Annotated in this window: 20 protein-coding genes; 13 read left to right on the forward strand and 7 right to left on the reverse strand. The window is 50.9% G+C overall.

From position 1 onward, the window contains the following. Nucleotides 1–301 precede the first annotated feature (301 nt). The gene (locus tag J7619_RS19805) at nucleotides 302–3,229 is read left to right on the forward strand and encodes a triple tyrosine motif-containing protein (protein WP_291202517.1); all 2,928 of its coding nucleotides are present in this window, start codon (nucleotides 302–304) and stop codon (nucleotides 3,227–3,229) included. 40 nt (nucleotides 3,230–3,269) lie between these two features. Here the strand turns inward: J7619_RS19805 and J7619_RS19810 are convergent, their stop codons facing one another. The 4 genes from J7619_RS19810 to J7619_RS19825 all read right to left on the reverse strand — a co-directional run bounded on the left by J7619_RS19810 (nucleotide 3,270) and on the right by J7619_RS19825 (nucleotide 12,071). Beyond that, a complete protein-coding gene (locus J7619_RS19810; RefSeq protein ID WP_291202520.1) occupies nucleotides 3,270–4,799 on the reverse strand; it encodes a RagB/SusD family nutrient uptake outer membrane protein in 1,530 nt (509 codons plus the stop codon). Nucleotides 4,800–4,817: 18 nt separating this feature from the next. Continuing rightward, on the reverse strand, nucleotides 4,818–7,928 hold the full coding sequence (locus J7619_RS19815) for a TonB-dependent receptor (protein ID WP_291202523.1): 3,111 nt from the start codon (nucleotides 7,926–7,928) through the stop codon (nucleotides 4,818–4,820). A gap of 249 nt (nucleotides 7,929–8,177) precedes the next feature. Beyond that, nucleotides 8,178–10,910: a DNA ligase D gene (ligD, locus tag J7619_RS19820; RefSeq protein ID WP_291202526.1), complete on the reverse strand. Its 2,733-nt coding sequence runs from the start codon at nucleotides 10,908–10,910 to the stop codon at nucleotides 8,178–8,180. A gap of 333 nt (nucleotides 10,911–11,243) precedes the next feature. Then, nucleotides 11,244–12,071: a DUF72 domain-containing protein gene (locus J7619_RS19825; RefSeq protein WP_291202529.1), complete on the reverse strand. Its 828-nt coding sequence runs from the start codon at nucleotides 12,069–12,071 to the stop codon at nucleotides 11,244–11,246. A gap of 87 nt (nucleotides 12,072–12,158) precedes the next feature. Here J7619_RS19825 and J7619_RS19830 point away from each other — a divergent pair, with 87 nt between their 5' ends. From J7619_RS19830 to J7619_RS19850, 5 genes are all read left to right on the forward strand, one after another. Then, nucleotides 12,159–13,559 (forward strand): ATP-binding protein, encoded by a 1,401-nt coding sequence (locus tag J7619_RS19830; RefSeq protein WP_291202532.1) that lies wholly within the window; start codon nucleotides 12,159–12,161, stop codon nucleotides 13,557–13,559. A 35-nt stretch (nucleotides 13,560–13,594) separates the two neighbouring features. Then, nucleotides 13,595–15,256 (forward strand): response regulator, encoded by a 1,662-nt coding sequence (locus J7619_RS19835; protein ID WP_291202535.1) that lies wholly within the window; start codon nucleotides 13,595–13,597, stop codon nucleotides 15,254–15,256. Beyond that, complete coding sequence (locus tag J7619_RS19840; RefSeq protein WP_291202538.1) at nucleotides 15,256–15,525, forward strand: UBP-type zinc finger domain-containing protein; 270 nt, start codon at nucleotides 15,256–15,258, stop codon at nucleotides 15,523–15,525. Before J7619_RS19835 ends, J7619_RS19840 begins: the two co-directional genes overlap by 1 nt. A 330-nt stretch (nucleotides 15,526–15,855) precedes the next feature. Next, nucleotides 15,856–16,764 (forward strand): AraC family transcriptional regulator, encoded by a 909-nt coding sequence (locus J7619_RS19845; RefSeq protein WP_291202541.1) that lies wholly within the window; start codon nucleotides 15,856–15,858, stop codon nucleotides 16,762–16,764. A 92-nt stretch (nucleotides 16,765–16,856) separates the two neighbouring features. Beyond that, entirely contained in the window at nucleotides 16,857–17,621 is a 765-nt protein-coding gene (locus J7619_RS19850; protein ID WP_291202544.1) for an SDR family NAD(P)-dependent oxidoreductase, read from the forward strand. Nucleotides 17,622–17,696: 75 nt separating this feature from the next. Here the strand turns inward: J7619_RS19850 and J7619_RS19855 are convergent, their stop codons facing one another. Then, nucleotides 17,697–18,320, reverse strand: a complete 624-nt coding sequence (locus J7619_RS19855; protein ID WP_291202547.1) for a YceI family protein — start codon at nucleotides 18,318–18,320, stop codon at nucleotides 17,697–17,699. A gap of 185 nt (nucleotides 18,321–18,505) precedes the next feature. On the opposite strand from J7619_RS19855, the gene J7619_RS19860 reads away from it, so the two are divergent. The 5 genes from J7619_RS19860 (at nucleotide 18,506) to kdpB (ending at nucleotide 24,446) form a co-directional block, all read left to right on the forward strand. After that, on the forward strand, nucleotides 18,506–18,931 hold the full coding sequence (locus J7619_RS19860; RefSeq protein WP_291202550.1) for a response regulator: 426 nt from the start codon (nucleotides 18,506–18,508) through the stop codon (nucleotides 18,929–18,931). Nucleotides 18,932–19,001: 70 nt separating this feature from the next. Next, nucleotides 19,002–20,339: a sigma-54 dependent transcriptional regulator gene (locus J7619_RS19865; protein WP_291202553.1), complete on the forward strand. Its 1,338-nt coding sequence runs from the start codon at nucleotides 19,002–19,004 to the stop codon at nucleotides 20,337–20,339. A gap of 269 nt (nucleotides 20,340–20,608) precedes the next feature. Further along, the gene (locus J7619_RS32295; RefSeq protein WP_090379866.1) at nucleotides 20,609–20,686 is read left to right on the forward strand and encodes a potassium-transporting ATPase subunit F; all 78 of its coding nucleotides are present in this window, start codon (nucleotides 20,609–20,611) and stop codon (nucleotides 20,684–20,686) included. 14 nt (nucleotides 20,687–20,700) lie between these two features. Further along, nucleotides 20,701–22,389 carry a potassium-transporting ATPase subunit KdpA gene (kdpA, locus tag J7619_RS19870; protein WP_291202556.1) on the forward strand — a complete coding sequence of 563 codons (1,689 nt, stop codon included), beginning with the start codon at nucleotides 20,701–20,703 and terminating at the stop codon, nucleotides 22,387–22,389. A 17-nt stretch (nucleotides 22,390–22,406) separates the two neighbouring features. Next, nucleotides 22,407–24,446: a potassium-transporting ATPase subunit KdpB gene (kdpB, locus tag J7619_RS19875; protein ID WP_291202559.1), complete on the forward strand. Its 2,040-nt coding sequence runs from the start codon at nucleotides 22,407–22,409 to the stop codon at nucleotides 24,444–24,446. Nucleotides 24,447–24,450: 4 nt separating this feature from the next. On the opposite strand, the gene J7619_RS32300 is transcribed toward kdpB, so the two are convergent. Continuing rightward, entirely contained in the window at nucleotides 24,451–24,864 is a 414-nt protein-coding gene (locus J7619_RS32300; RefSeq protein WP_409012750.1) for a PIN domain-containing protein, read from the reverse strand. After that, nucleotides 24,845–25,075: a hypothetical protein gene (locus J7619_RS19880; protein WP_291202561.1), complete on the reverse strand. Its 231-nt coding sequence runs from the start codon at nucleotides 25,073–25,075 to the stop codon at nucleotides 24,845–24,847. The genes J7619_RS32300 and J7619_RS19880 overlap by 20 nt, the downstream gene beginning before the upstream one ends. Nucleotides 25,076–25,116: 41 nt before the next feature. Between J7619_RS19880 and J7619_RS19885 the strand changes: the two genes are divergently transcribed. Together J7619_RS19885 and J7619_RS19890 are read left to right on the forward strand one after the other, a co-directional pair. Continuing rightward, a complete protein-coding gene (locus J7619_RS19885) occupies nucleotides 25,117–25,677 on the forward strand; it encodes a K(+)-transporting ATPase subunit C (protein WP_291202564.1) in 561 nt (186 codons plus the stop codon). 89 nt (nucleotides 25,678–25,766) lie between these two features. Then, on the forward strand, nucleotides 25,767–26,861 hold the full coding sequence (locus tag J7619_RS19890; protein WP_291202567.1) for a porin: 1,095 nt from the start codon (nucleotides 25,767–25,769) through the stop codon (nucleotides 26,859–26,861). Nucleotides 26,862–26,867 lie beyond the last annotated feature (6 nt).

Raw genomic sequence — 26,867 nt, forward strand, 5'->3', positions numbered from 1 at the left:
AAGTTTAAAGTTTATGAGTCCAAAGTTTATGAGTCAGAAGTTCAGAAGTTTATCAAAATAGTCGTCATACACCTCGATTCATAAGCACTAAACTCTTGAACCCTCAACTCATAAACTCATATGGAAATACACTGAAAATAATGTAATATATTGCGAGTTCAAATGTAAAGCAACCTGCACAAGAATGGGCATGGTGGGCTACTACATTACTACAACAACCTGACAAAAATTGCGAAATAATAGCCCCGACGCAGTTGTTCACTACGTCAATCCTCTCATCAGTGTACTGCAATGCCGGAATATGATACGAGTTGCCATTCTCCTTTTTCTTTTCCTGCTTACCCGACAGCTGCATGGCCAGAATACCATCGGCTTACCCGAAGTAGTTAACTATTCCAAGCAAACCTACCACGCCGGAACCCAGAACTGGGCTATTCGCCAGGGCCGGAATGGCATGATGTATTTTGCCAACAACGAGGGCCTGCTCACTTTCGATGGCATTTACTGGCGAACCTATCCATTACCGAATAAAACCAAGGTGAGGTCGCTGGAAATCGGTGCGGATAACCGCATTTACATTGGCGGCGAGAACGAATTCGGCTACTTCACGCCCGATCAGCACGGGGTTTTGCATTATGTTTCCCTGCGCAGCCTCGTACACGAGCGCGACCGCGGTTTTGCCGACATCTGGAATGTAGCCGTGCTCAACGGTAGCGTGTTTTTCAGGGCCAGTAACCGCATTTTTGTTTATGAGGATCATGTGGTAAGTGTTTTCAATGGTGGTTCACACTGGCGGTTCCTGAGCGTTTGCAATGGCATTACCGTGGCGCAGGATGCCGCCAGCGGTTTGCTGCGATATGACAACGGCCGCTGGATTCCCTGGATTACGGCGGGAGAGCTGCCCTCGGAATACCTTACCACCGGATTGCTGCCTGTCGATAAGGCAACCTCGTTGCTGGTAACCATGGATAATGGCCTTTTCCGGCTTTCGGGCGATCGTGCGACCCGCTTGCAATCCGCGTTTATCGATCAGGTAAAAAGCGAGCGGATATATGCAGCAACGCGGGTGAATGAGAAGCTGATAGCTCTTGCGACGAGTCTGGGGGGATGTTACATCGTTACCAATGAAGGTGAATTTGTACACCGTTTCGCCCGGGCCGATGGCTTGCAGAATAATAATGTGCTGAGCGTTTTCCGCGACCAGGACAAAAACCTGTGGCTGGGGCTGGATAACGGCATTGACTTCATTGCCTATGACAATGCCATTAAAACCATGTACCCCGCCGCAACCAAAGACGAAGCGGGGTATGCGTCGTTGGTTTACAAGGGTAAATTGTACGTAGGCACTTCAAATGGTCTGTACTCGGTCGCTGTCGGGCAGTTCGCCGACCTGAGTTATGTCAAAGGCACATTTACCTACGTAGAGCATTCGCGAGGACAGGTATGGGGGCTTTCCGAGATCAACGGAAGGTTGCTGATGGCGCACCACGAGGGTATTTTCGAAGTGGAAGGTAACCAGGCCCGGCCGATCGAAAAGCGGAACGGCTTCTGGGGCTTTTTGCCGCTCTCGCGGATCTACCCGGTCAAAAAGGTAGCAGTCGGGAATTATAACGGGATCAATTTCCTGGAATATGGTGGCAGTACATTCAGGCCTGCCGGAGCCGTGGCGGGTTTTGATGTAGCCTCCCGCTTCCTGTGCACGGATGCGCGTGAGGAGAATGTGATCTGGACATCGCACCCTTACCGTGGGGTGTACAGGGTAACGCTGTCGGACGACGAAAAATCGCGGGCGCGCCTGTACACGCACAAGGACGGATTGCCACTTTCGCTGAATCACAATTATGTATACAAGGTCAAAAACAAGATCCTCGTCGCTACGGAAAAAGGTATCTACGAATACAACGCGGCTATCGACAAGTTCGCTGCCTCTGCCTATTACGACGGCATATTCCAAAACCCGGGCGTGCGCTATCTGAAAGAGGATCAGACGGGTAATGTATGGTTTGTACGCGGGAAGGAACTGGGGGTAGTGGATATGAGCGGTGGTAATCCCAAGATCATTTTCCTGCCGGAGATCAACCATAAAATGGTATCAGGTTTCGAATACATTCATCCTTTAAATGAAGAAAATATCCTTATAGGTGGCGAGAAGGGCATTTATCATATCAATTACAAAAAATACAAACAGAATAAGAGCCATATCAATGTGCAGATCAGCGGGATGCGCTCATTCGGAACGGATTCGCTGCTCTTTGGCGGGTATTTCGGGGAGGTGAACGAGGTTAAACGACAATCCGACGACCAGGTGCCTCGTGTAGCAAACCGTCTGAATTCGGTGGGATTTGAATTTTCATCCACGCTGTTCAGTCAGCAATCCAGCATTGAGTATGCCTATTTTCTGGAAGGGTTCGATAGCAACTGGTCGACCTGGTCGGCGCGGAGTGCCAAGGAATACACACATTTGCCGCCGGGGAACTACACGTTCAAGGTGAAAGCACGCAATAACTTCGGTAGCGAATCCGAAATAGCCGGTTACTCGTTCGTGATCCTGCCGCCATGGTACCAGTCGATCTGGGCGTATTTCTGCTATGGATTACTGATTCTGGGTTTGGCGTGGCTATTTTACAAATGGCAGGAAAAACGTTTCCTCCAACAGCAGCACAAGCACCTGGAAGAACAAAAGCGGTTGCAATACCTGCACCAGCTGGAACTCGAAAAAAACGAAAAGGAGATTATCAAGCTTAAAAACGAGAAACTGGAAGCCGAAATCCTGCACAAGAACACCGACCTGGCGACATCGGCCATGCATTTGGTACAAAAGGCCGAACTGCTTTCCAAATTGAAAACGGATCTGGTCAAAATCACCAAAAGCGCAGAGGACGACAAGATTAACGACGACCTGAAAAAGATGATCAAGGTAGTGGCCGATGAAAACAAGGTCGATAAGGACTGGGGGCAATTCTCCAAGCATTTCGATAGCGTGCACAGCAACTTCCTCATTGCCTTGAAGGAGAAATATCCTAATCTCACGGCCAATGAATTGAAAATGAGCGCTTACCTGCGCATGAACCTGTCCAGCAAGGAAATCGCACAGCTTATGAATATTTCGCTGAGAGGGGTGGAAGTGAGCCGCTACCGGTTGCGTAAGAAATTACAGCTGCCTACCGAGGTGAACATGTTCAACTTCTTTCTCGGTTTTCATATCGACGAGTCAAAAGAAAAGGCTTAGAGCAATGCTCCAAGCCTTTCTGATCTGGGTAAGGGACACGCTACCTGGTCCCTCCCCATTCTTTACTCTGCTCGATTTTCGTGTTTTCCAGTTCCAGTAAAGGAATCGGAAGAATTTCATGTTTGCCGGCTACGAAGCCTTTGGGGCCGAGCACGGCAGGAGCATCTCCCCAGCGTACAAGGTCCATCCAGCGATGGCCTTCGCCCGCGAGTTCGAGGCGGCGTTCTTTTTTGATGTTTTCAAATGTTGCTGCCACGGGTTTCAGGCCCACACGTGCGCGCACCGCATTCAGGAGCGCGGCTGCGCGGGTGAGGTCGCCCGACCCGCGTACGAGGGCTTCGGCTTCCAGCAGATAGGTGTCGGCCAGGCGGGTATCGTACATGTTTTGCGGGAAGTTGAGCTCAGGGGCACCGGCGCCTGTCCAGCGGTCGGACTGGCGTCCTGCGAATTTTTCGAGGAAGTAGCCGGTATTCATATAACCTTTCTCATAGCTCACAGCGCCCGCTTTTTCGAGGCTGTCGAGGTTGGCCACGGTCGCTTTGTAACGCGGGTCGAAATGGATTGCTTCGAACAGCGAGGGCGTAACAGGCAGGAAGCTCCATCCGGAAACATAATCCGGCGCAGTGTCCGACTTGCGGTTGTAGCCACGCGGGCCAGTAATGATGTTCATCACGTTACCCTCGGTACACGATACGCAGCTCCATCCGCCGGCGGAAGTATTGGTGTACGAAAGTTCAAAAATAGACTCGCTATTGAATTTGTTCCTGGTTTTGAACAAGTCGCCGAAGTTGCCCAGCAGCTTATAGCCATAGGTATTGTTGCCTCCCGGGGTGCCATTCACCTTCGCCAGTTCCTGCGCTGCCTGTGCGAATTTGTTTTGGTACAAATACACTTTACCCAAAATCGCATGCGCAGCGCCTTGTCCAACGCGTCCGCCTTCGGTAGCCACATTAATGGTAACGGGCAAGTCAGTAACTGATTCCGACAAATCCTTCTCGATCTGGGCGTAGACCTCCGCCGGGGATGCTTGCAGCACGTCGTACATTTCCTGCGTGGAAATAGTGCGGGTGAAAAGCGGCACATTCTTGAACAGCCTCACCAGCTCGAAGTAGAAATACCCGCGCAGGAATTTGGCCTCCGCCGTGTAGCGCTTTTTCAGGGTCTCATCCATCGGCACCCCAGGAAGTTTTTCGAGAATGGCATTCGTACGGAACACGCCCGAAAAGCCTTTTCTCCATAGTTCTCCCTGTGGTCCGGTGGTCGGGTTTAGGGTATAGTTGGAAATGACCTGAAAATCCATGATGTCGCTCGGACCGCCGCCGCCTGCGTAATGGTCGTCAGAAGCGGCGTTCATGGTCGCAATCGTAGAAACGTAGCCATTACCCTGCCAACCTACCACGTCGTAGGCCGCCACAAGGCCGTTGAACGCCTCTTCCTGATTGCGGTAATAGTTCGCTTCGAGGTTCAGCCCTTTGGGTTTTACTTCCAGGAAGCTGTCGGAGCAGGACATGAGCTGCAAACCGGCGGTAAATGCCAGGGCAGTCACGAATTTGTTATATCTCAATTTCATCTTATTCGTATTAATCAATTAAAAACCAATGTTCAAGCCTACCATGAAGGAGCGCGCCTGCGGGTAAATGCCCTTGTCGATGCTCAGCACACTTCCGCCGATTTCAGGATCGTAGCCGGTGTACTTGGTGAGGGTAAACAGGTTCTGGCTCATTACATACACACGTGCCTTCTTCATGGCCACCTTGCTGATGATCGAAGTCGGCAGCGAGTAGCCGATTTGCAGCGTTTTCAAGCGGAAGAAGTCTCCTTTTTCCAGGTAGAAGCTTGATGGGTTCTGGAAGTTCTTGTTCGGGTCGCCGTTCACGATGCGTGGGAAAGTGGTGGAAGTACCCGGACCAGTCCAGCGGTCGAGCGCGTCGGTTTGCCAGTTGGCATTGGCGATATCGAGGCGGCGGAGGCCCTGGAAAATCTGGTTGCCAGCCACACCCTGCCCGAATACCACGATGTCGAACCCTTTGTAGGCTGCATTCAAAGTCAAGCCATAGTTCCATTTCGGTGTAGGGTTACCGATGAACGTCCGGTCGGTTTCGGTGATCACGCCGTCGCCGTTCAGGTCAGCCCATTTGAAATCGCCCGGTTTGGCATTGGGCTGGATTTTCTTGCCTTCGGCAGAAATGTGTGCATCCACTTCTTCCTGCGTCTGGAAAATGCCCTGGTTCACATAGCCGAAGAACGAGCTGATCGGCTGGCCTACCTGGGTGCGCGTAATCGGGGGCGCTCCCTGGAAGCTCGCGCCACCCGACAGATACTGCACACCATTACCTAGGTTTGTTACTTCATTTTTAATGTACGATACGTTTCCGTTGACAGAGAAATCAACTTCTCCGAGGCGCTTGCGGAAGCCCAGTTCCAATTCTACCCCCGTATTTTTCATATCGGCAATGTTGGCTGCCGGATTCGAAATGGCACCCACGTAGCCCGGAATGCGCGGGTTTTGAAGAATGTCCTTGGTGGCTTTTTTGAACCATTCGAAAGTCACATTCACATTATTGAAAATCGTCGCGTCGAAACCGATGTTGGTCTGGCTGGTCTGTTCCCATTTCAGGTCCGGGTTTGCCGGTGCATTGGGGCTGTACCCGATGATATAGCTGCCTGAGGTACCGATGGTGTAGTTACGGCCGCTACCGATGGTTGAGAGGTAAGCGAAATCGCCGATACCGTCGTTACCCACCACGCCGTAGCCTCCGCGGAATTTCAGGAAGTTAACCGCATTGTTGGTCGGGAAGAAGGCCTCACGCGAGAGTACCCAGCCCAATGAGAATGAAGGGAAAATACCGTATTTGTGGTTGGAACCGAAGCGGGAAGAGCCATCGCGGCGAACCAATGCCTGTACCAGGTATTTTTCATCAAAATCGTAATTCAAACGGGCGAAAAGCGAGCTTACGGTATGTTTTGCCCCTTCGGAACCGTCGGAGTTACGCTGGTCGGCCGGTACTTTGAAGTTCAGAGAAGCATCGTCGAAGTTGTCGGCCGGGACGTTGAAGAACGTCACGCTCGTCATGCGGGTGTTGTTGTCGAGGTACGCGCCCTGTCCGAGCAGCACATTCACGTTATGCAAGCCGAACCCGCGGGTATAGGAGATGGTGTTCTCGAGGTTGTAGTCGAAACGGCGGTTGTTGGTGCGGTTGAAGCTCGTCTGCGAGTTGACCGAAGCCGCATTCAACCAAGAAATAGGCGTGAAGCTCTCGTTGCCCCAAAATGCCAGCTTGCTACCGATGGTCGATTTCAATTGCAGTCCTTTGATCGGCTCGGCCATCAGGTAAGCATTGCCCACGACGTTGTCCGACCAGCTGTAATTGCCTAAACGGGTCTGGATATACGCAAGCGGGTTGCTCATTTCCTGGCCTACTGCCTGCGAGATTCCGTATGGGTTACCATTGGCATCGCGGCGGATACCTTTGTTGGTGTAAGGAGCTGCACCAGCTACCGTAGGGTCGGTAATCACCGCCGGTGTAATTGGGTCGAGGTTGATCGCAGAGCTCAAAGGGCCGCCGAACTCGCTGTTGGTATTACCCAATCCAACGGATTTGTCGTGCGCATAACCCAGGTTCTGGCCGAATGTGAGCCATTTTGCCAGTTTGTGCTCCGAGTTCAGGCGGATGCTCGTCCTTTTGTATTTCGAAATGTCGGTGGCGACAATACCCTCCTGGTTGAGATAACCCAATGAAAGATAGAATGTTGACTTGTCAGAGCCGCCGCTAATGCTCAGCTCATGGTTTTGGCGCTTGGCGCTGTTGTTGAAGATCAGAGATTGCCAGTCGGTACCCTTGCCGAATGCCGCAGGATTGGCATAAGGAGCCGCCTGGCCAGCATTCACAGCCGCTTCGTTGCGGATCGTTGCATATTGGGTCGCATCCAGCAGATCGAGCTTCCGTGCAGGTGCCTGCACGCCGATGTAGCCGTTGTAATTCACACGGATACCGCCTGCTTTTCCTTTTTTAGTGGTTACCAAAATAACCCCCGCAGCGGCGCGTGCACCGTAAATAGCCTGGGATGCCGCATCTTTCAATACTTCAATCGATTCAATATCAGACTGGTTGAGGTATCCGATGCCACCGTTATCCACCACGACACCGTCCACCACATACAATGGATCGTTGTTATTCAGCGTCGTGACCCCGCGTACACGCACGGTCGCGGCTGAGCCCGGCTGACCGGAGTTTGAAGCGATTGTAAGGCCGGAAGTCCGGCCTTGCAACGCTTCTTCCAAACGGTTAATCGGCATTGACTGTAAGTCGGAGGCCTTGACGCTCGAAATAGCGCCCGTAACGACGCTTTTCTTTTGCGCACCATAGCCTACCACTACTACTTCGTTGAGGTTATCGACGGATTCTTCGAGTTCGAAATTGATTTCGGATTGGTTACCGACAGGGATCTTCTGGGTGATCATCCCGATGAAACTAGCTACCAGGACGGAGTTGGGTTGCACCTCGATCGAATAATTACCGGTTGCGTCGGTGATTGTCGCATAATTGGTGCCTTCTACTACCACGGTAGCGCCTACCAGCTCTTCGCCTTTTGTCTTGACAGACACTTTGCCTTTTATCACCCGGCTTTGGGCTAAGGCGGTCTGTACCAGGCCATATAGCATCAGCACGCTACATAATAGTACAATTCTTTTGCTCATAAATGTTAGTATTAAAAATTAGTAGAAGTGGCAAATAATCTTTGCCCAATTAATTATTGAAAAAGTAATACTTCCGTATCGCCGACAAAGGTAGAGGCACAAAGAGGCAGCAGGGTAGCAAAGCATTACTACATTACTACCTCATATTGCACAAGTGAAATGTATTCACGGAAAAATCACCCCTACATTACTACTACAATGAGGGGTATGGTGGTTATTTATTGATAAAAACTAGGAGTATTTTGACTTTTAGCCGCCGGTCACATCCATTTTTCCGATCACTTCTTCCAGGTCGATCCCTTGCCCTAAAACCGGCTTGAAAAGGTCGCCTTCGCGCCGGATGCGGTCGATCGCATTGTAAATGGTAAAGTCTTTCAGTTGAAGCCCTTTTTTAACTTCGTCCCAATGTAGGGGCATGGAAACGGTAGCGCCTGGCTTCGGGCGCACGGAATAGGGCGCGGCCAGGGTCGCTTTCGGACGGTTTTGGAGGTAATCGATGTAAAGTTTGCTTTTGCGGTTTTTAGTGAGGCGTTCCACACTGGTAAAATCGGGGAGTTGCTGCTGCACCTGGCCGGCCACCCATTCGGCGAAGAGCTGGCATTGGTCGTAGCTGTATCTGGCGCCGAGCGGGACGTAAATGTGCAGGCCGGTTGAGCCCGAGGTTTTGCAGTACGAGGGGACTGCCAGCGAGTCCAGCAAGCCCTTGATGGCCTGCGCGGTTTCAATCACTTGTTCGAAGGTGTTGCCGGCGTCGGGGTCGAGATCGAGCAGGCACCAGTCGGGGTTATCGGGCGTTTCGACGCGGCTGTTCCAGGGATTCACGTCAATGGCGCCGAGATTGGCCATATACAGCAATGTGGCCTCGTCGTTGCAGAGCATGAAGTTCTTGTGCTCGCCCTCGGATACATAAGGTGTTGTTTCGATCCAGTCAGGCACTTTGCCGGTGACGTCTTTCTGGTAAAAACTCTTGCCTTTGATGCCGTTTGGAAAGCGGTTGAGCGACAACGGGCGGTTTTCGAGGTAAGGTAAAATGAATGGCGCGACCTGATAGTAATAGTTGATCAATTCACGTTTCTGGATCTTGTCGTCGGGCCAGTAGAGTTTGCCCAGGTTTGAAAACTTGACTTCGTGTCCGTTGATCTTACGGACCTGCGTATCGTCTTTGGGATTCAAAAGCGTCTTTCTTTGTGCGCCGGCCGGCTTCTTAATAATGGTTTCCCGGTCGTCGTCTGCATCCTCTACCACCTTCTCGGCCGGTTTTTCCACCTCGCGCACCACTTCCTTCGCCGACTTGTCCTCACGCATTCCCTCGAAGGACGGATGCCTGAACACGCCATCCTGCGTGATTTCCGTAAAACTGATTTCGCATACCAGTTCCGGTTTCAGCCAGGTTGCGTTCGCATGCGGCGGGTTCGGGCGGAAGCGTGAGGGCTTGTTGTAATCAGGCGTTTCTTTGAACGGACTTTTTGGAATAACCAGCGGCTTGAAAAGTGCCATCATCTCCCGCTGCTGTTTTTCTTTGAACCCGGTACCCACTTTGCCCACGTAATGCAATTCACCGTTGTCATAAGCCGCCAGCAGCAATGCGCTGAACAGCTTCGATGAACCTTCATTCAGCGTGTAACCCGCTATAATGACTTCCTGCCGTTTGTTGATCTTGATTTTCAACCAGTCGCGCGTGCGGATGCCCGGGTAATATTCGCTGTCTGATTTTTTGGCCATAATACCTTCCAGGCCCATTTTTTGGGCCGCCTCGAAGAATGCCTTGCCATCGGCTGCGATACTGTACCCGAGTTGTACCGGGCTGTTTTGGTCGACAATGCTCTGCAGAATCGCTTTCCTGTCGGCCAGTGGCAAGTGTATGAGGCTTTTACCTTCCATCCAGAGAATGTCGAATGCATAATACACCAGTTTGCCGTCGGCCTCGCTCCGCCAGTTTTGCAGCGCGTTGAAATCGGAAAGGCCTTTTTCGTTAATGACCACAATTTCGCCGTCGATCACCGCATTGATTTTCCATTCCTGCAACTGCTGGTAAACGGGATAAAACTTGTCGTTGAACGATTTCTTGTTCCGTGATTGCAGGCTTACCTCGCCGTTGTTCAGGTAGGCCACTGCCCGGTACCCATCCCATTTGACCTCGTATTCCCAACCGGGATCGTCGAAGGGGCCATCTACCAGCGTAGCCAGCATTGGCTGTACATTTTCCGGGAATTTTTGCTTTTTACCCTTTCTGAGAATCGCGGCTACGTCGGCGTCCGGACTTTTTTTTTCCGTGGCTGCGTCTTCTGCGGGGTCTTTGGCCTCCGTTTTGGACGCTTTGGTTTTAGCCTTGCTTTTTGTTGTTGAGGACTTTTTCTCTTCGTGGTTGCTTTCCCAAACGGCGTCGCCAGCCTTTTCGATGCCGCTCAAAGTCCTGCGGGAAACGGCGGAGCGGTCTTTTTCCGTAATATCATCTTCGGAGGCATATTTGTCGCGGTGCTTGATCAGCAGCCAGGCATTTTCCTCCATGCCTTTCGTTTTCACTAAAGCATATTCCCCGTTCAATTTTCTACCATGCAGCCGCACTTTCAAAGAGCCCGAATGCAGTTCTTTGAGCGCAAGTTTTTCCTGCGCCTTTTTGCCCCTAACACCTTTCAACTGACCGTTCTTTTCTTCCAGTGGTTCGTAAGTTCCAAAATCCCAGACCATTACCGTTCCGGCGCCGTAGTTTCCTTCTGGAATAATGCCTTCAAAATCCTTGTAATCGTAGGGATGATCCTCCACCATCATGGCCAACCGCTTCACCGACGGATCGGTCGACGGACCTTTCGGTACCGCCCAGCTTTTGAGTACACCATCCATTTCCAGCCTGAAATCGTAATGCAGGCGTGTCGCGTCGTGTTTTTGTATCACGAAAATGAGCTCCTCACTGGCTGCTTTGCCACCTTTGGGCTCCGGAGTTTTGTCGAAAGAACGTTTTTCGTTGTATTTGGAAAGGCTCATGGCGGTAATGGTTAATGTGTGGGAGTGAGGTTTGAATGATTGAATGACTGAATGACTGAATGACTGAATGATTGAATGATTGAATGATTGAATGATTGAATTTCGAATGAGTGAATGAGTGAATGAGTGAATGATTGACTGATCGTATATTATTTTGTTGTTGACTTTCAGTGTCTTACAGAATTTTGGCCGGGCAAAATTTTAAAAGATTGGTTTAAACACAACACCTGACAACACTTGACCAGACCTGACTTCCCATTCACTCATTCAAAATTCATTCACTCATTCAGTTATTCAATCATTCAGTCATTCAGTCATTCAATCATTAACACCTCACCCCACCGGTTCGGCGATTTTGATGTCGACTAGTTCCTGCAATCTTTTGGCGTTATCGAGGGCGTAGCCGCCGACGTCGTTGTTGAAAAAGGCCCAGACGTGGTGTCCGTCGTCGGCCCAGGCTGCGAATTTTTCGGCATAGTCTTCCAGTACGTCGTCGGAATAGGATGAACTGTACAGCGATGATGGGCCGTGGAAACGGAGGTAAATATCTTTGGACGTAATTTCCTCGTGGTAGGGGAACCGGTCGGCTTGCGAGAAGACCAGCGTGATGTGGTGCTTTTTCATTAGCCTCACACTTTCCTCCGAAAACCAGGAAGGATGCCGTACTTCGAGCGCGAAGCGGAAGCCTTGATACTGTTCGGTTTCTGCATAAAACGTCCCTGCTACCTCCGCGTTGAACCGGGAGTTGGCCGGTAATTGAACCAATATCGGCCCCAGGCGCTTTTTAAATGGACCGAAAACATGGAAAAATCGCTCCAAGGGTTCGCGGGGATCGTGGAGTTTCTTTAAATGGGTCAGGTACCTGCTCATTTTGGGGCAAAAAAGGAAATTTTCCGGTACGGTATCGATCCATTTTGCCACCGTTTCCATCGTCGGCAGCTTGTAGAAACTGTTATTGATCTCCGAAACGGGGAAATGCCGGGCATAGAATGCAAGGTATTCCGCTGGTTTTACATTTTTTGGATAGAAAATGTCCTTCCAATGTTTGTAGCTCCAACCCGAGGTCCCGATGTGTATCTTTCGCTCCACTTTCATTATCAGTTTGTTGTGAGGGTAGGGAAAGCAATAATCGTACCGAAGGATAGTCAGTGGTATCTCCATGATAATCGGAATGGTTTTTGGAAAAGCCCGTTTTAATGCCGATTTATTTCGAAATTGGCCGCATTGATCACAGCCATCGTTTGTCATATGAAGGATATTGGCGTAAAGGATTTGCAGGCCATTGAGGTTTTTCGTGAGGTACCTGAAGACCAGCTGCAATGGATGATCGATCGCAGCCGGCATTATGAACTGCCCGAAGGAGAAGTAATGACCCGGCCGGGCGAGCCGCTGACGGGCACGCACATTTTATTTTCGGGCCGCATCGAGTTCTACCGGATTCAGAACAATAGCAAACACGTCATTTCCCAGATTTTGCCCGGCACGGTTACGGGTATGCTGCCGTTTTCGAGGGGGAAAATCGGGATTGCCTACGGCGTATGCCTCGAAACGACCCAGCTCATGACCTTTCCGAAGGAGCTCATGAAGGAGCTGATCATTTCGCATTACGAACTCACACAGGCGCTCGTGATCGTGATGACGTCGCGCGTGCGGGAATTCACCGAGCTCGAACAGCAGAACGAGAAAATGATGGCGCTCGGCAAGCTTTCGGCCGGTCTGGCGCATGAATTGAACAACCCCGCCGCAGCGATTGTGCGCAGCTCCGCTTCACTGAAAGAGCATTTGCTGATGCAGCCCGATTCGTTCAAATCACTGCTTTCGATCCATTTGTCGCACGAGGAAATCGACCTTTTAAATGATAAAATGGTGAGTTTGCTTAATAATGCGAACCGTCCGGTGCTATCGATGATGAAACGCTCGGAAAAGGAAGACGAAATACTGGACTGGCTCGATTCGAACAACATCGAAGGGTGCGAGGACATTGCCGATAATCTGGTGGAATTTGGTGTGGGGGAGGAGGACCTTGAAAAGCTCAAAAGCAAGATCAACCACGACGACCTTTCGCCTGTACTGACCTGGATCAACAACAGCCTGACCACCGAACGAATGGTGGCCGACATTCAGGAGGCATCCAAGCGCATTGCCGAGCTCGTGGGATCGGTGAAGACTTTCACGCATATGGACCGCGGGGGCGAGCGCGAGTATGTGGATATTCACGTGGGCATCCGCAACACGCTGATTATGCTGAATTACAAGCTGAAAAAGGGTAATATCAAAGTAACGGAGGATTTTGACCTGACCTTACCGCCGGTAAAGGCGATGGTGGGCGAGCTGAACCAGGTATGGACAAACCTGATCGACAACGCGATCGACGCGCTTGAAAACCAGCCGGAAGCAGAACTGACGCTTATTACGCGGCGCGATAAGGAATTTGTGAAGGTGACCGTGTGCGACAATGGTCCGGGCGTTCCGGCCGAGATCCGTTCCAAAATCTTTGACCCGTTTTTTACTACCAAATCGGTAGGAAAGGGGACAGGGCTGGGACTCGACGTCGTGAACCGCATCGTGCGCCAGCACAGGGGCACCGTAACGCTGCATTCACAGCCCGGGCGTACCGAGTTTGTGGTATGTTTCCCGTTTAATGGATAATTTTAATTCTCAACTAACTCATAACAGAAGCTCACATGGCTTTGCCCATTATATTTTCGATTGACGACGATCCGCAGGTGCTCCGGGCGATCAGCCGCGACCTGAAATCCCACTACCGTGAAAAGTACCGGATACTGAGCACTACGTCCGTCGCCGAGGCGATGGAAAGCCTGCTCGAATTGCAGAACCGCGGCGACGAGGTAGCCATGTTCATTTCCGACCAGCGGATGCCCGAAATGCAGGGTGTCGATTTCCTGCAAAAGGCGATGAAGATGTTCCCTTTTGCGAAAAGGGTGCTGCTCACGGCCTATTCGGATACGGAGGCGGCCATCAAGGCGATCAACGACGTCCAGCTCGACTATTACCTGATGAAGCCCTGGGACCCGCCGGAGGAAAAACTCTATCCTGCGATCGACGAGCTGCTCCGTGACTGGCAGGGCAACTACCGTCCGGACTTCAAGGGTATTAAAGTGATAGGTTATCAGTTTTCGCCCAAAGCGCATGAAATCAAGGACTTCCTGGCGGGGAATCTGGTGCCTTACCTGTGGCTGGATGCGGAGTCGAATGAAACCGGCAGACAGATTTCAGAGAGTAACAACCTCTGCCCTGTCGATTTTCCGGTGGTGATATTTGAAGATGGTTCTTTGCTGAAAACACCTTCCCTGATCGATATTGCCGAGCGTATCGGGCTGAATCCCAAGACAAAACAGCAGATTTACGACGTGGTGATCATTGGTGCGGGACCTGCCGGGCTGGCGGCGTCGGTGTATGGCGCATCAGAAGGTTTAAGTACTTTATTGATCGAACGGAAAGCGCCTGGTGGCCAGGCTGGTACGAGCTCCCGGATCGAGAACTACCTTGGTTTCCCGACAGGTTTGAGCGGTGCCGAACTCACGCGCCGCGCGATCACGCAGGCCACGCGGTTCGGGACCGAATTCCTTTCTCCGCAGTTTGTGAAGGAAATCAAGTTGAAGGATAAGTATAAAACCGTGGTGCTGGGCGATGGCAGTGAGGTGAATGCGAAGGCCGTAGTGATCACCACGGGCGTCGATTACCGCAAGCTGGATACCCGCGGTGTGGAGGATTTTACAGGAAAGGGTATTTACTACGGCGCGGCCAGTACCGAAGCAAGTTCATGCGGGAACAAGGATGTGTACGTGCTGGGTGGCGGTAATTCGGCCGGGCAGGCGGCAATGTACCTGTCGAAATTCGCGCGCAATGTGTATGTGCTGATCAGGAGAAATGACCTGACCTCATCCATGTCGTCGTATCTGATCGACCAGATCGCCGGTACGGAGAATATCAGCGTCCTGGGCTGTACGGAGATCGTGGAGGCGCAAGGCGATGGGCACCTCGAAAGCTTGAAACTCGTGGATTTGAATACCAGCGAGGAGCGTACCGTTCCGGCCGATGCCCTGTTCATTTTTATTGGTGCTAAACCCTATACCGAATGGGTGGGACTTGAAATCATCAAAAACAAGAAGGGTTTCATCGAGACGGGCCGTGAAATGAAGAATTACGAAAACTTTAAGGAAATTTGGAAAGCCGACCGCGACCCGTACCTGCTTGAAACGAGTTCGCCGGGGATTTTTGCGGCAGGCGACGTGCGTGCGGGTGCGATGAACCGCGTGACCTCCGCGGTAGGCGAGGGGTCGATGTCCATCAGTTTTGTTCACCAATATTTAAGCGAAGTGTAATGACGCAGGTTTGTAAGCATATAGAAGATATTCAGGAGATTAAAGTCGCCGACGAGCTGGTTTGCGAGGAATGCAAGAAGGTCGACGGCTGGTGGGTGCATTTGCGGACCTGCCAGACCTGCGGAGCTACATTATGCTGCGACAGCTCGCCTGCCAAGCATATGACCAAGCATTTCCATCGCACCGGCCATCCCGTAGCCTCCTCGGCCGAGCCCGGCGAGAAGTGGTTGTGGTGTTATAAGGATGAGGCGTTTGTGGAGTATGAATGAATTTTGAATGAGTGAATGATTGAATGAGTCAATGAGTCAATGAGTGAATGAGTGAATGAATTTTAGGTGATTGACAAACTGTATGTTCATCGAGTGATTAAAGGTATGCCGGGCAATGCCGGGCAAAATTTTAAAAGATTGGTTTAAACACAATACCTGACAACACTTGACCAGACCTGACTTCCCATTCACTCATTCACTCATTGACTCATTCACTCATTGACTCATTCACTCATTGACTCATTGACTCATTGACTCATTCACTCATTCACTCATTCACTCATTCACTCATTGACTCATTCACTCATTTGAATTTCGTAACTTCACGCCATGACGAAATCCGCGACAATCGAGCAGTTCTACAAGGACACCTCCATGCTGATACCCGAGCAGGTTCAGAAGGAAGTCGGGCATTTTAATATTTTCAGGACGGACGAATTGTATCGGGTGGCTGCGAAAAACAGGGTAATGCCCTACAACCGTCGGGCCTACTATAAAATCAGCCTGATTATTGGACGGAACAGGGCGGAATATGCGGATAAAGTGATTGATATTGAGCACAATGCTTTGCTTTTTGCTACGCCGCTCATTCCTTATAATTATGTGCCCCAGGACGAGAACCAGGCGGGTTTCTTCTGTATTTTTTCCGAGGATTTTCTCACACAGGACAACAGCGGCGTACGCTTGCGCGAGCTACCGGTTTTCAAGCCGGGCGGCAACCCGATCTTTTTTCTCAACGACGAGCAGATCGAGGATATCAAATACATTTTCAGGAAGATGTTCCGGGAAATCGAATCGGATTATGCTTACAAGTATGATCTGCTGCGCAATTACGTGATCGAGCTGATCCATTTCGGGCAGAAGTTGCAGCCTGCCTCCTCGCTTTTTACCGAAACCAATGCCTATAAACGTGTTTCGTCGCTGTTTATCGAATTGCTGGAACGTCAGTTTCCGGTGGAGCCGCCGCATCAGAAGCTGCATTTGCGCTCAGCCAAGGATTATGCCGATCAGCTTTCGATCCATGTCAATTACCTCAACAAGGTTTTGAAGGAAATTACCGGCAAAACTACGACGGAGCTCATTACCGAACGCATTATCAAGGAATCCAAGGTCCTTTTGAAGCACACCGACTGGAATGTGTCGGAGATCGCATACAGTCTGGGCTTCGAAGAGGCCTCCCATTTTAATAACCTTTTCAAAAAGCATACTGCGCTCAGCCCGCGGGCATTCCGGGCCTAGATTTGAATTTCGTAAGTTTTGATTTGAAAGCCGCAAATCCGGCAGAATAGCGCCCGGTACCTTTGTTCCATCAATTTTAAACAACAGAAAAGATGGAATCAGCAAGTAAAATAGCATTGGTAACCGGCGGCAGCCGTGGTTTGGGAAAAAATATGGCGCTGCGCCTGGCAGAGAAAGGAAACGACGTGATTATCGTTTACCGCAGCAAAGAACAGGAGGCTGGCGAGGTGGTAGCGGCCATTGAGGCAATGGGGCAAAAAGCAGCGGCGATTCAGCTGGATACCGCAGATGTGAAGTCTTTCGACGGTTTCTTTTCCAAAGTTTCAGCCATTTTGCAAACCAAATGGGACCGCAACTCTTTCGATTTTCTGGTCAATAACGCAGGTATAAGCCGCCCTTCGGTATTTCCCGAAACCAGCGAGCAGGACTTTGATGACCTGATGAATGTGCATTTCAAAGGCGTTTACTTCCTCTCGCAGAAAGCATTGCCATTCCTCGCAGACGGTGGACGGATCGTGAACCTTTCCACAGGCCTCGCGCGCTTTTCCACGCCCGGGTACGCCGCGTATGCATCCATGAAGGGTGCGATCGATACGCTCACGCGCTACATGGCCAAAGAGCTGGGTGGCAGGGGCATCACCGTCAACGCACTGGCGCCGGGGGCGATCTATACCGATTTCAACAGCGAATCGTTCGATAACCACCCCGGCTTGACGGACTTTATCAGCAGCATTACCGCGCTGGGACGCCTGGGTGAGCCGAACGACATTGGTGGTGTGGTGGCGTTCCTCTGCTCGGAAGACGCGCGCTGGATCACCGGTCAGCGGATCGAAGTTTCGGGTGGAATGTTCCTTTGATCCGGAAGTTTGCCAAAATGCCAGGCCGCCGCAGGTCCATACCTGCGGCGGCCTCGTGTTTGCAGACCTTTGAGACTACATTTTGTTACCCGAAAGTTTCAGGTGTACCTCGATACCCGGTTTGATAGAGGCTTCGTCCGGCAGGCCGGGTTCGGTCGCATAGTTCATGCCCCATAGCGTGCGATCGAATGTCGTGATCGCCTCCAATTTAAAGGAATCACCGTTCAAATCGATGCGGGCCGGGAATGTGACCGGGTTGCTCTTGCCTAACAGTGTTAAATGCCCTGTCACCTCAAAATTCGCGCCTGAAACTACTCCTGGTCCGCTTCCTGTGAACGGCGCTACGCTCATGATTTCAAAGGTTACGTTCGGATGGAGCGCCATATTGAAGAAATCGGCGCTTTGCAGGTGATGTACCAGCTGATGTTTCAACTCGTCGGTGGGCAGGTTCAGATTGACGATCGATGCAAGCGGGAGCGTGAATGCCCCGCTTTTCACTTTTCCTCCTTCGATGACCAGACTGTTGCTTTCCACTTCGAGTCTGCCTTCATTGAAGTAACCCGTTTTGAGATAACCTTTCCATTCGGCCACGGAAGTTTCGTCCAGGTGATAGTTAGTGGCATTGACAGGCGCATCGTGGTCGGTGCAGCTGGTGAACAGCGCTGCAACTGTTAACAGTGTTAGAAGTTGTTTTTTCATGGTTTGCTTTGTTTTCATGGCTGATTTTGATTCTGATGCAAAACTAAGCGCCGGATGGTAGCCGCAGCCTACGCGGGACGGATGAAAAACTACGCAAGGCGGATTTTGCGTGAATCGGAGGCATTGGTATTCGGAGCATTTATTGCGTTATTTGCAGGCAGGATTTAGTCATTAAGCTACGGGCAATGTCAATCAGAGGACCCATTATTTCGATCGAAGACGACGCCGATGATCAGTTTCTAATCAAGAGTGCGGTGGAGGAGCTCGACATACCTAACGAGCTTTTGTTTTTCGGCAACGGGGTGGAAGCTTTGCTTTACCTGGAGACCACCCGTGACCAGCCATTCCTGATCATTTGCGACATCAATATGCCTGTCATGAACGGTCTGGAACTCCGCGAACGGATCGATAAGAATGAATACCTGCGGAAGAAATCGATCCCTTTCGTGTTTTTGAGCACGGCCGACAATCCCCTGGTCATCGAAAATGCATACGAATCGACCATTCAAGGCTTTTTCAAAAAGGAAAACAGCTTCGAGGAATTGAAAGCGAGGATCCGGGTGATGTACAATTATTGGGCATATTGCCTGCATCCCAACCAATATCATTGATTTTTAACCTTTAACCAGTAACCAGGGATTTAAACCCCTGGCTTGGGCTTGGGCCTGGCTCAGCTGTGCTATGAAAAAAATACTGATCGTCGACGACGAGGAAAAACTGCGTGGCCTGATGGGCCGGGTAATTAAGCTGGAAGGCTTTGAGGTGATGGAAGCGGGCGACATTAAAACGGCCTGGAAAAAGCTCGACCAATCGGATATCGACGTGGTGCTTTGCGACGTGAAGCTGCCTGACGGCAATGGCGTCGAGTTTTCGAAGATCTTGAAGGAAAAATACCCGTTGCTGGAAGTGATCCTGCTCACCGCGTACGGCAACATTCCCGATGGCGTCCAGGCGATTAAGAACGGCGCATTCGACTACATTACCAAGGGCGACGACAACAACAAGATCATCCCGCTGTTGTACAAAGCCATTGAGAAAACAGAACTGAACCGTCGGGTCGTCAGCCTGGAAAAACAACTGGGCGAAAGACGGTCGTTTGACGCGATTATCGGCAAGTCGAGAAACCTGCAAGCTTGCATTGACCTGGCGCGCCGCGTGGCACCTACGGACACGACGGTGCTGTTGCTGGGCGAAACCGGTACAGGTAAGGAGGTATTCGCGCAATCCATCCACCACGCGAGCCATCGCGCCAAAAAGTCGTTTGTGGCCATCAATTGCTCCGCATTTGGCAAAGATTTGCTGGAAAGCGAGATGTTCGGGCACAAGGCGGGCGCATTCACGGGTGCGGTGCGCGACAAAAAAGGGCTGTTCGAAGAAGCGAATAACGGGACTATCTTCCTCGACGAAATAGGGGAACTCGCGCCGGAGTTACAGGCCAAGCTGCTGCGGGTGCTCGAATCGGGGGAATTCATCAAAATAGGGGAAACCCATCCTACCAAAGTAAATGTGCGGGTGATCGCCGCGACGCACCGGGATTTGCCCAAGCAAATTGAGGCAGGTGAGTTCCGGAGCGATTTGTTTTACCGGCTTTCGGTTTTCCAGATCACTTTGCCCGCATTGCGTGAGCGTACGGCGGATATAGGCGCGCTGGCGAACAGTTTTGCAACTCAATTTGCATTAAAAACCAATAAGAAGATCACTTCGCTTTCGCCCGATTTTATCCATGCATTGGAAAAAAATCCCTGGAACGGCAATATCCGGGAGCTCAAAAACGTGATCGAACGCAGCGTGATCCTCACCGACGGCCCCGTGCTCGACGTCGAAAGTCTGCCTTTCGAAATGCAGCATCCGAGGCAGGAGGGTGGTAAAAATATGTCGGCATTCTCACTGGCGAGCTCCGAAAAGCTGCATTTGCAAAAAGTCCTGAACTACACCAACGGCAATAAAGCCGAGGCCGCGCGGCTGCTCGAAATAGGTATCGCGACGCTCTACCGCAAGATCGACGAGTACAAACTCTGATTGCACACAATAGCGCCAATATTTCCATTCTGATAAAGAAGCTTATCATTTTGATAGGCTTTTTTTATGCCCTAAAAAATCATTTTAAATGCATCTGATTGTAAATCAGCCCCCTGCCGTCGACTTAAGTCGACGGAACAAGAGTTGCTATATGCTACAATGAATTTAAAAAATTTAGACAATGACAACACTCCTTCTTCTGGCAGCCGGCGCTCTGAGTTTCGCGCTGTTTTACAAAATCGTTCACTATTTCGAAAAGATCTGAAATCATGCTCGCGCTATTCATCGTCTCGATCCTGGTCTTCGTGTACATGTGCTATGTGCTCGTGAAGCCTGAAAAATTCTAAAAACACCCAATCCAATGAACACTGAATTATTTGGCATAGTCGCATTGTTTGTCGTTACGGTCGCATTGGCGGTACCCTTCGGCAAGTACATCGCGAAAGTATATGGAGGAGAAAGAACGCTTCTGGATCCTGTTTTTGGCCCTTTGGAGAAAGGGTTTTACCGTTTGAGCGGTATCCGCCCGAATGTGGAAATGAACTGGAAGCAGCATTTGTTCGCATTGCTGACGATCAACATGGTCTGGTTCTTCCTGGGCATGCTCGTGTTGATGAACCAGGGCTGGCTCGCGCTCAACCCGGACGGAAACCCGTCGCAATCGCCCGATCTGGCATTTAATACCACCATTTCATTTGTCGTCAACTGTAACCTCCAACACTACTCCGGCGAAACCGGCATGAGCTACCTCGGACAGCTGTTCCTGATGTTCCTGCAATTCGTCACCGCGGGCACGGGTATGGCTGCCGCGGCAGTCGTCATCATTGCCCTCAAAGAGCGTACAACCGACAAGCTGGGCAACTTCTACGACCTGTTGGTGAAATCCTGCACGCGCATTCTGCTGCCCGTTTCATTCGCGATCGCATTGATCCTGCTTGCCAACGGCACGCCGATGACATTCGACGGTAAAGATACCATGTACACGATGCAAGGCGACACCGTTCAGGTTTCGACCGGCCCGGTGGCTGCTTTCGTACCGATCAAACACGTGGGTACCAATGGCGGCGGTTTTTTCGGGGCCAACTCGGCGCACCCGCTCGAAAACCCCAACTATGCCACCAATATGACCGAAATGTTCGGTCAGATGATCATTCCGCTGGCTATGATCTTTGCATTGGGGTACTATGTCAAAAGGAGAAGGCTGTCCTGGATGATCTTCGGGGTGATGACGCTCGGCTTTTTGCTGCTGACCGTTCCTACGATCGTCACCGAGCTCCACGGCAATCCGAAAATCGCGCAAATGGGTGTCGATATGGGCTCCGGCGCGATGGAAGGGAAGGAGACCCGTTTCGGAACAACCGCCTCCGCATTTTGGAGTATAGCCACTACCGTTATCTCCACCGGCTCGATCAACTCGATGCATGACAGCTTTATGCCGGTGTCGGGATTGACGCAGATGCTGTCGATGATGACCAATGCATTTTACGGTGGCGCGGGCGCGGGGATTCTCAATTTCTATATATTCATTATCCTGGCGGTGTTCATCAGTGGTTTAATGGTGGGCCGCACGCCGGAGTTGATGGGTAAAAAAATTGAAGCCAGGGAGATGAAGATCGCCATGATCGTTGCCTTGCTGCATCCGTTGCTGATCCTGGCCGCGACCGCATTGGGCGTTTCGATGCCCGAACTGACCGCCGGCACATTGAATAACCCCGGTTTCCACGGTTTCAGTGAAATGTTATACGAATACACTTCCTCGGCCGCCAACAATGGTAGCGGTTTCGAGGGGCTAGGCGATAATACGCCCTGGTGGAACATCAGCTGCGGTATCGTACTGATCCTTTCGCGGTTTATCCCGATCATCGGTCCGGTGGCGATCGCAGGCATTCTCGCGGCCAAAAAACACGTTCCTGAAAGCGCAGGTACCCTTAAAACAGACACCGGTACGTTCGGTATCATGGTATTCGCCGTGATCGTGATCATCACCGCACTATCCTTTTTCCCCGCATTGACCCTCGGGCCGATCGCCGAATATTTTTCAATGCAATAATTAACTGACTAGCAGAAATGAAAGCTCAAAATACATCCCTTTTTCAGGGAGACCTCGTACGGGAGGCGCTGGCGCAATCTTTTGTGAAGCTCAACCCCCGGATTATGTTCCGTAACCCGGTGATGTTCACCGTCTGGATCGGTACGTTTGTCATGGCGATCGTGAATATCTGGGTTATTTCCGGTGAGAAATCGCAGGGCAGTATGGTTTACAACCTGGTGATCTTCCTGATCCTTCTGCTTACCCTGTTGTTTGCCAATTTCGCTGAGGCCATTGCCGAGGCGCGCGGTAAGGCACAGGCCAACAGCTTACGTAAAACCCGTGAAGAAACGCCTGCGAAGTGGATGCAGGTGGTGGGTGATATGTATGTCAATGAAATTAAAGTCGTTCCTTCCTCGCAGCTGCGCAAGGGGCACATATTCTTGTGCGAAGCCGGCGACATTATCCCGACCGACGGTGAGATCATCGAAGGACTCGCGACGATCGACGAAAGCGCTATCACCGGCGAATCCGCGCCCGTGATCCGCGAAGCAGGCGGCGACAAAAGTAGCGTTACCGGCGGTACCAAGGTGCTTTCCGACCGCATCAAGGTTAAAGTGACCACCGAGCCGGGTGAGAGTTTTCTGGACAAAATGATTGCATTGGTAGAAGGCGCCAGCCGTCAGAAAACGCCGAACGAGATCGCTTTGACGATCCTGCTGGCCGGTTTTACATTGGTATTTATCATTGTGTGTATCACCCTGAAACCATTCGGTGATTTCGCCAACACGCCCATTACTATTGCCGCATTTATCTCCCTGTTCGTCTGCCTGATCCCTACCACGATCGGCGGATTACTCTCGGCCATCGGTATTGCCGGTATGGACCGGGCATTGCGCGCCAATGTGATCACCAAAAGCGGTAAAGCCGTGGAAACAGCCGGAGATATCGACACCTTGTTGCTCGACAAAACCGGGACGATCACCATCGGGAATCGTAAAGCCACCAATTTCTGGCCTGCCAAAGGCATCGATAAAAGCTTTTTTATCAAAGCGGCCGCATTGAGCTCCATTGCGGACGAAACGCCAGAGGGTAAGTCCATTATCGAGCTCGCGGATCTGCATGCCGATCAGCTCCGTGTCGAAAATCCTACGTTCATCGAATTCACCGCTGAAACGAGGAGCTCGGGCGTGAACTTTCTGGACACGCGTATCCGCAAGGGCGCATCCGACGCCATCCGTAAATTAAGCGAAAAGGCGGGCAATGCATTTCCGGCAGATATTGCGGAGAAAGTAAGGGACATATCCAGCAATGGTGGTACGCCGTTGGTAGTGGCTGAAAATGAGGTGGTCATCGGGGTGATCGAGTTGCAGGATATTATTAAACCCGGCATTCAGGAACGTTTCGAAAGGCTGCGTAAAATGGGGGTCAAAACCGTGATGGTAACCGGCGACAACCCGCTGACTGCGAAGTTTATTGCTGAAAAGGCTGGCGTCGACGACTACATTGCAGAAGCCAAGCCGGAGGATAAAATGAATTACATCAAAGCCGAGCAGCAAAAAGGAAAACTGGTAGCCATGATGGGCGACGGTACCAACGACGCGCCCGCTCTCGCGCAAGCCGACGTGGGTGTGGCTATGAACAGCGGTACGCAAGCGGCCAAGGAAGCCGGTAATATGGTAGATCTTGATAACGACCCGACCAAACTGATCGAAATTGTGGAAATAGGCAAACAACTGCTGATGACCCGCGGTACGCTCACGACGTTCAGCATCGCCAATGACGTGGCTAAGTACTTCGCCATCGTACCTGCATTGTTCATCGCGTCGATTCCTGCCCTGCAAGGATTGAACGTCATGCGCCTCCACAGCCCGGAAAGTGCGATTCTCTCGGCGATCATCTTCAACGCTGTCATCATCCCGCTGCTCATACCGCTCGCATTGAAAGGCGTTGCCTACAAACCGATCGGCGCCAGCGCATTGCTGAGACGGAATTTGCTGATTTACGGATTGGGAGGAGTACTGATACCTTTTGTAGGGATTAAGGCGATTGATTTGCTGGTAAGTGTTTGGTTTTGAGTAATCAAATGAAAGGGTTGATGATTCTCAATCGATTCTCAATTATAAGCCCATTTTGCATGTCTTCCGAATATAAAATATTGCAACCTGCTTCGAGCGCTGATGCGACGATCTTCGCGTCAAATGGTTGTAGCAGATATCGGTCCATGATAAAAAGGGCTGTATTGACAACCGAGGTGTTTTCCGGTTGGATCAATGAGGCGGATGTCAACCATTTGACGAACATGCGAGCAGACTCCCGATCCATCTTATGTTTCCGCAAGCATACATTGATGCACTCAAAAACTACCTGTGAGCTGATAAATGGGACGTCTCGCATGAGATCCATTGCTACCAGCCTCTTGTCAGTTTCATTTAAATCAATCAGATACAGTGCGATGTTGGAGTCAATGAAAAAGTTATCGCTCATTGGCTTCATCGCGATCGAATTTAAAACCGGAACGATCTATCTGAATGGTTTTGAAGAATTCAACGGCCTTTTCCGCGGCCTCTCTCTTGCTTGCTCTAAGCCCTTCGACGGATTCGCCAAGATCGAAGGCTATCACCTCGATATCCTTGTGAAGATATTCGTCTGGAAGCCTGACATTCAGGTCCTCAGCATTTTCGGCAACGAAAATTTTCCTGTACATAGTGCGATTTCTTTTTTCTCAAAAATAAAAATTTCAAAACCATGAAACAACACATTCTCCCAGCGATCCGGTTGACGATCGTGACGCTGATATTCTTTTCGGGCGTGTATACGCTGGCGGTGCTGGGCGCGGCCCAGGTTTTTCCTAACCATGGCAAAGGTGAGGTGATCGAACAAAATGGTAAACGGTATTATGCCAATATCGGGCAGTCGTTTACGGACGACAAGTACTTCAATTCGCGGCCTTCAGCGGTAGGATACAATGCGGCAGGTAGCGGTGGCAGTAACAAAGGGCCTTCCAATGAAGAGTACCTGGGTGCTGTACGGGCCCGTATCGATACATTTTTGGTACATAATCCGGGGGTGAAAAAGGCAGATGTCCCTGTGGAACTGGTGACAGCGAGCGGTAGCGGCCTTGATCCTGATATTTCCGAAAAAGCAGCTCTCGTGCAGGTAGAGCGGATCGCGAAAGTTCGCAGCCTGCCTGTCGAAAAGTTGCAAACGCTTGTGAAAACGCATATTCAGGGTCCGTTGCTCGGGATGTTCGGTCCTGCGAAGGTGAATGTGCTGAAACTCAACCTCGCACTCGATCAATTGAAATAATCTCAAAAAACGCCGCCCGTTTCCAGTGCCGTCGCAGCGGGCTGCGCTTCTTTTACCGCGCGGCTAAGATTGAACAGCTTACCATTTTTATGAAAACCTTGATTTTAAGTGCGCTTGCCATTGCCTCCGTGTCACACGCTATTGCCCAGGATTCCACGCAGGCTGTTGCGGCTTCACCATTTGCGGTAAGCGCTTACGTGGAGTCCTACTACCTGCATGATTTTCGCAAAAACGACAACCATACCATGCCCGGATTTATTTATAACCATAACCGCACCGGCGAGGTGAACCTGAACCTGGCATTCCTCAAAGGCAGCTACACGGGCGACCGCGTACGTGCGAACCTCGCATTGGCAGCCGGTACTTATATGAATGCAAACTATTCGGCGGAACCGGGTGTGCTAAAAAATGTCTTCGAAGCCAATGCAGGCGTGAAGATTTCCAAAAACCACAACCTCTGGCTCGATGCAGGCATTATGCCGTCGCACATTGGCTTCGAGAGCGCAATCGGGAAGGACAACTGGGCTCTGACACGTAGCTTGATGGCGGAAAACACGCCCTATTTCGAAACCGGTCTGAAATTGGGATACACCACACAGGACTCAAAATGGTACCTCTCGGCGATGTACCTCAATGGCTGGCAGCGCATTCAGCGGGTGGATGGTAACGCGACACCTGCATTCGGGACACAAGTTACTTTTAAACCCAATGCGGCTGTAACGCTGAATTACAGCACATTCATCGGCAGCGATAAGCCCGATAGCACGCGGCAAATGCGCTATTACCACAATATTTACGGTGTATTTCAATTGTCGGACAAATGGGGCCTCACAACCGGCTTTGACATCGGCAGCGAGCAGAAAACCAAAGGCAGCAGCGCCTACAACACGGTTTACGTGCCGGTGATGATTCTGCGCTTTTCGCCTTCTTCCAAAATCAATATCGCGGCCAGAGGCGAATACTACCATGACAAAAACGGTGTGATCATCGCTACCGGAACCGAAAACGGTTTCCAGACCTTCGGTACGTCGCTGAATTTCGATTATCAGATTACCCCGCAGGTCGTCTGGCGCATCGAGGCGCGTAACCTAAGCAGTCGCGACGCGATATTCAATGGCAAGGGCAACGATTTGTCCCAAAACAAAACTTACGTGACTACCGCATTGACTTTTGCTCTGAACTAAACAATA

Source organism: Dyadobacter sp. (assembly GCF_017744695.1).
Lineage (GTDB): Bacteria > Bacteroidota > Bacteroidia > Cytophagales > Spirosomataceae > Dyadobacter.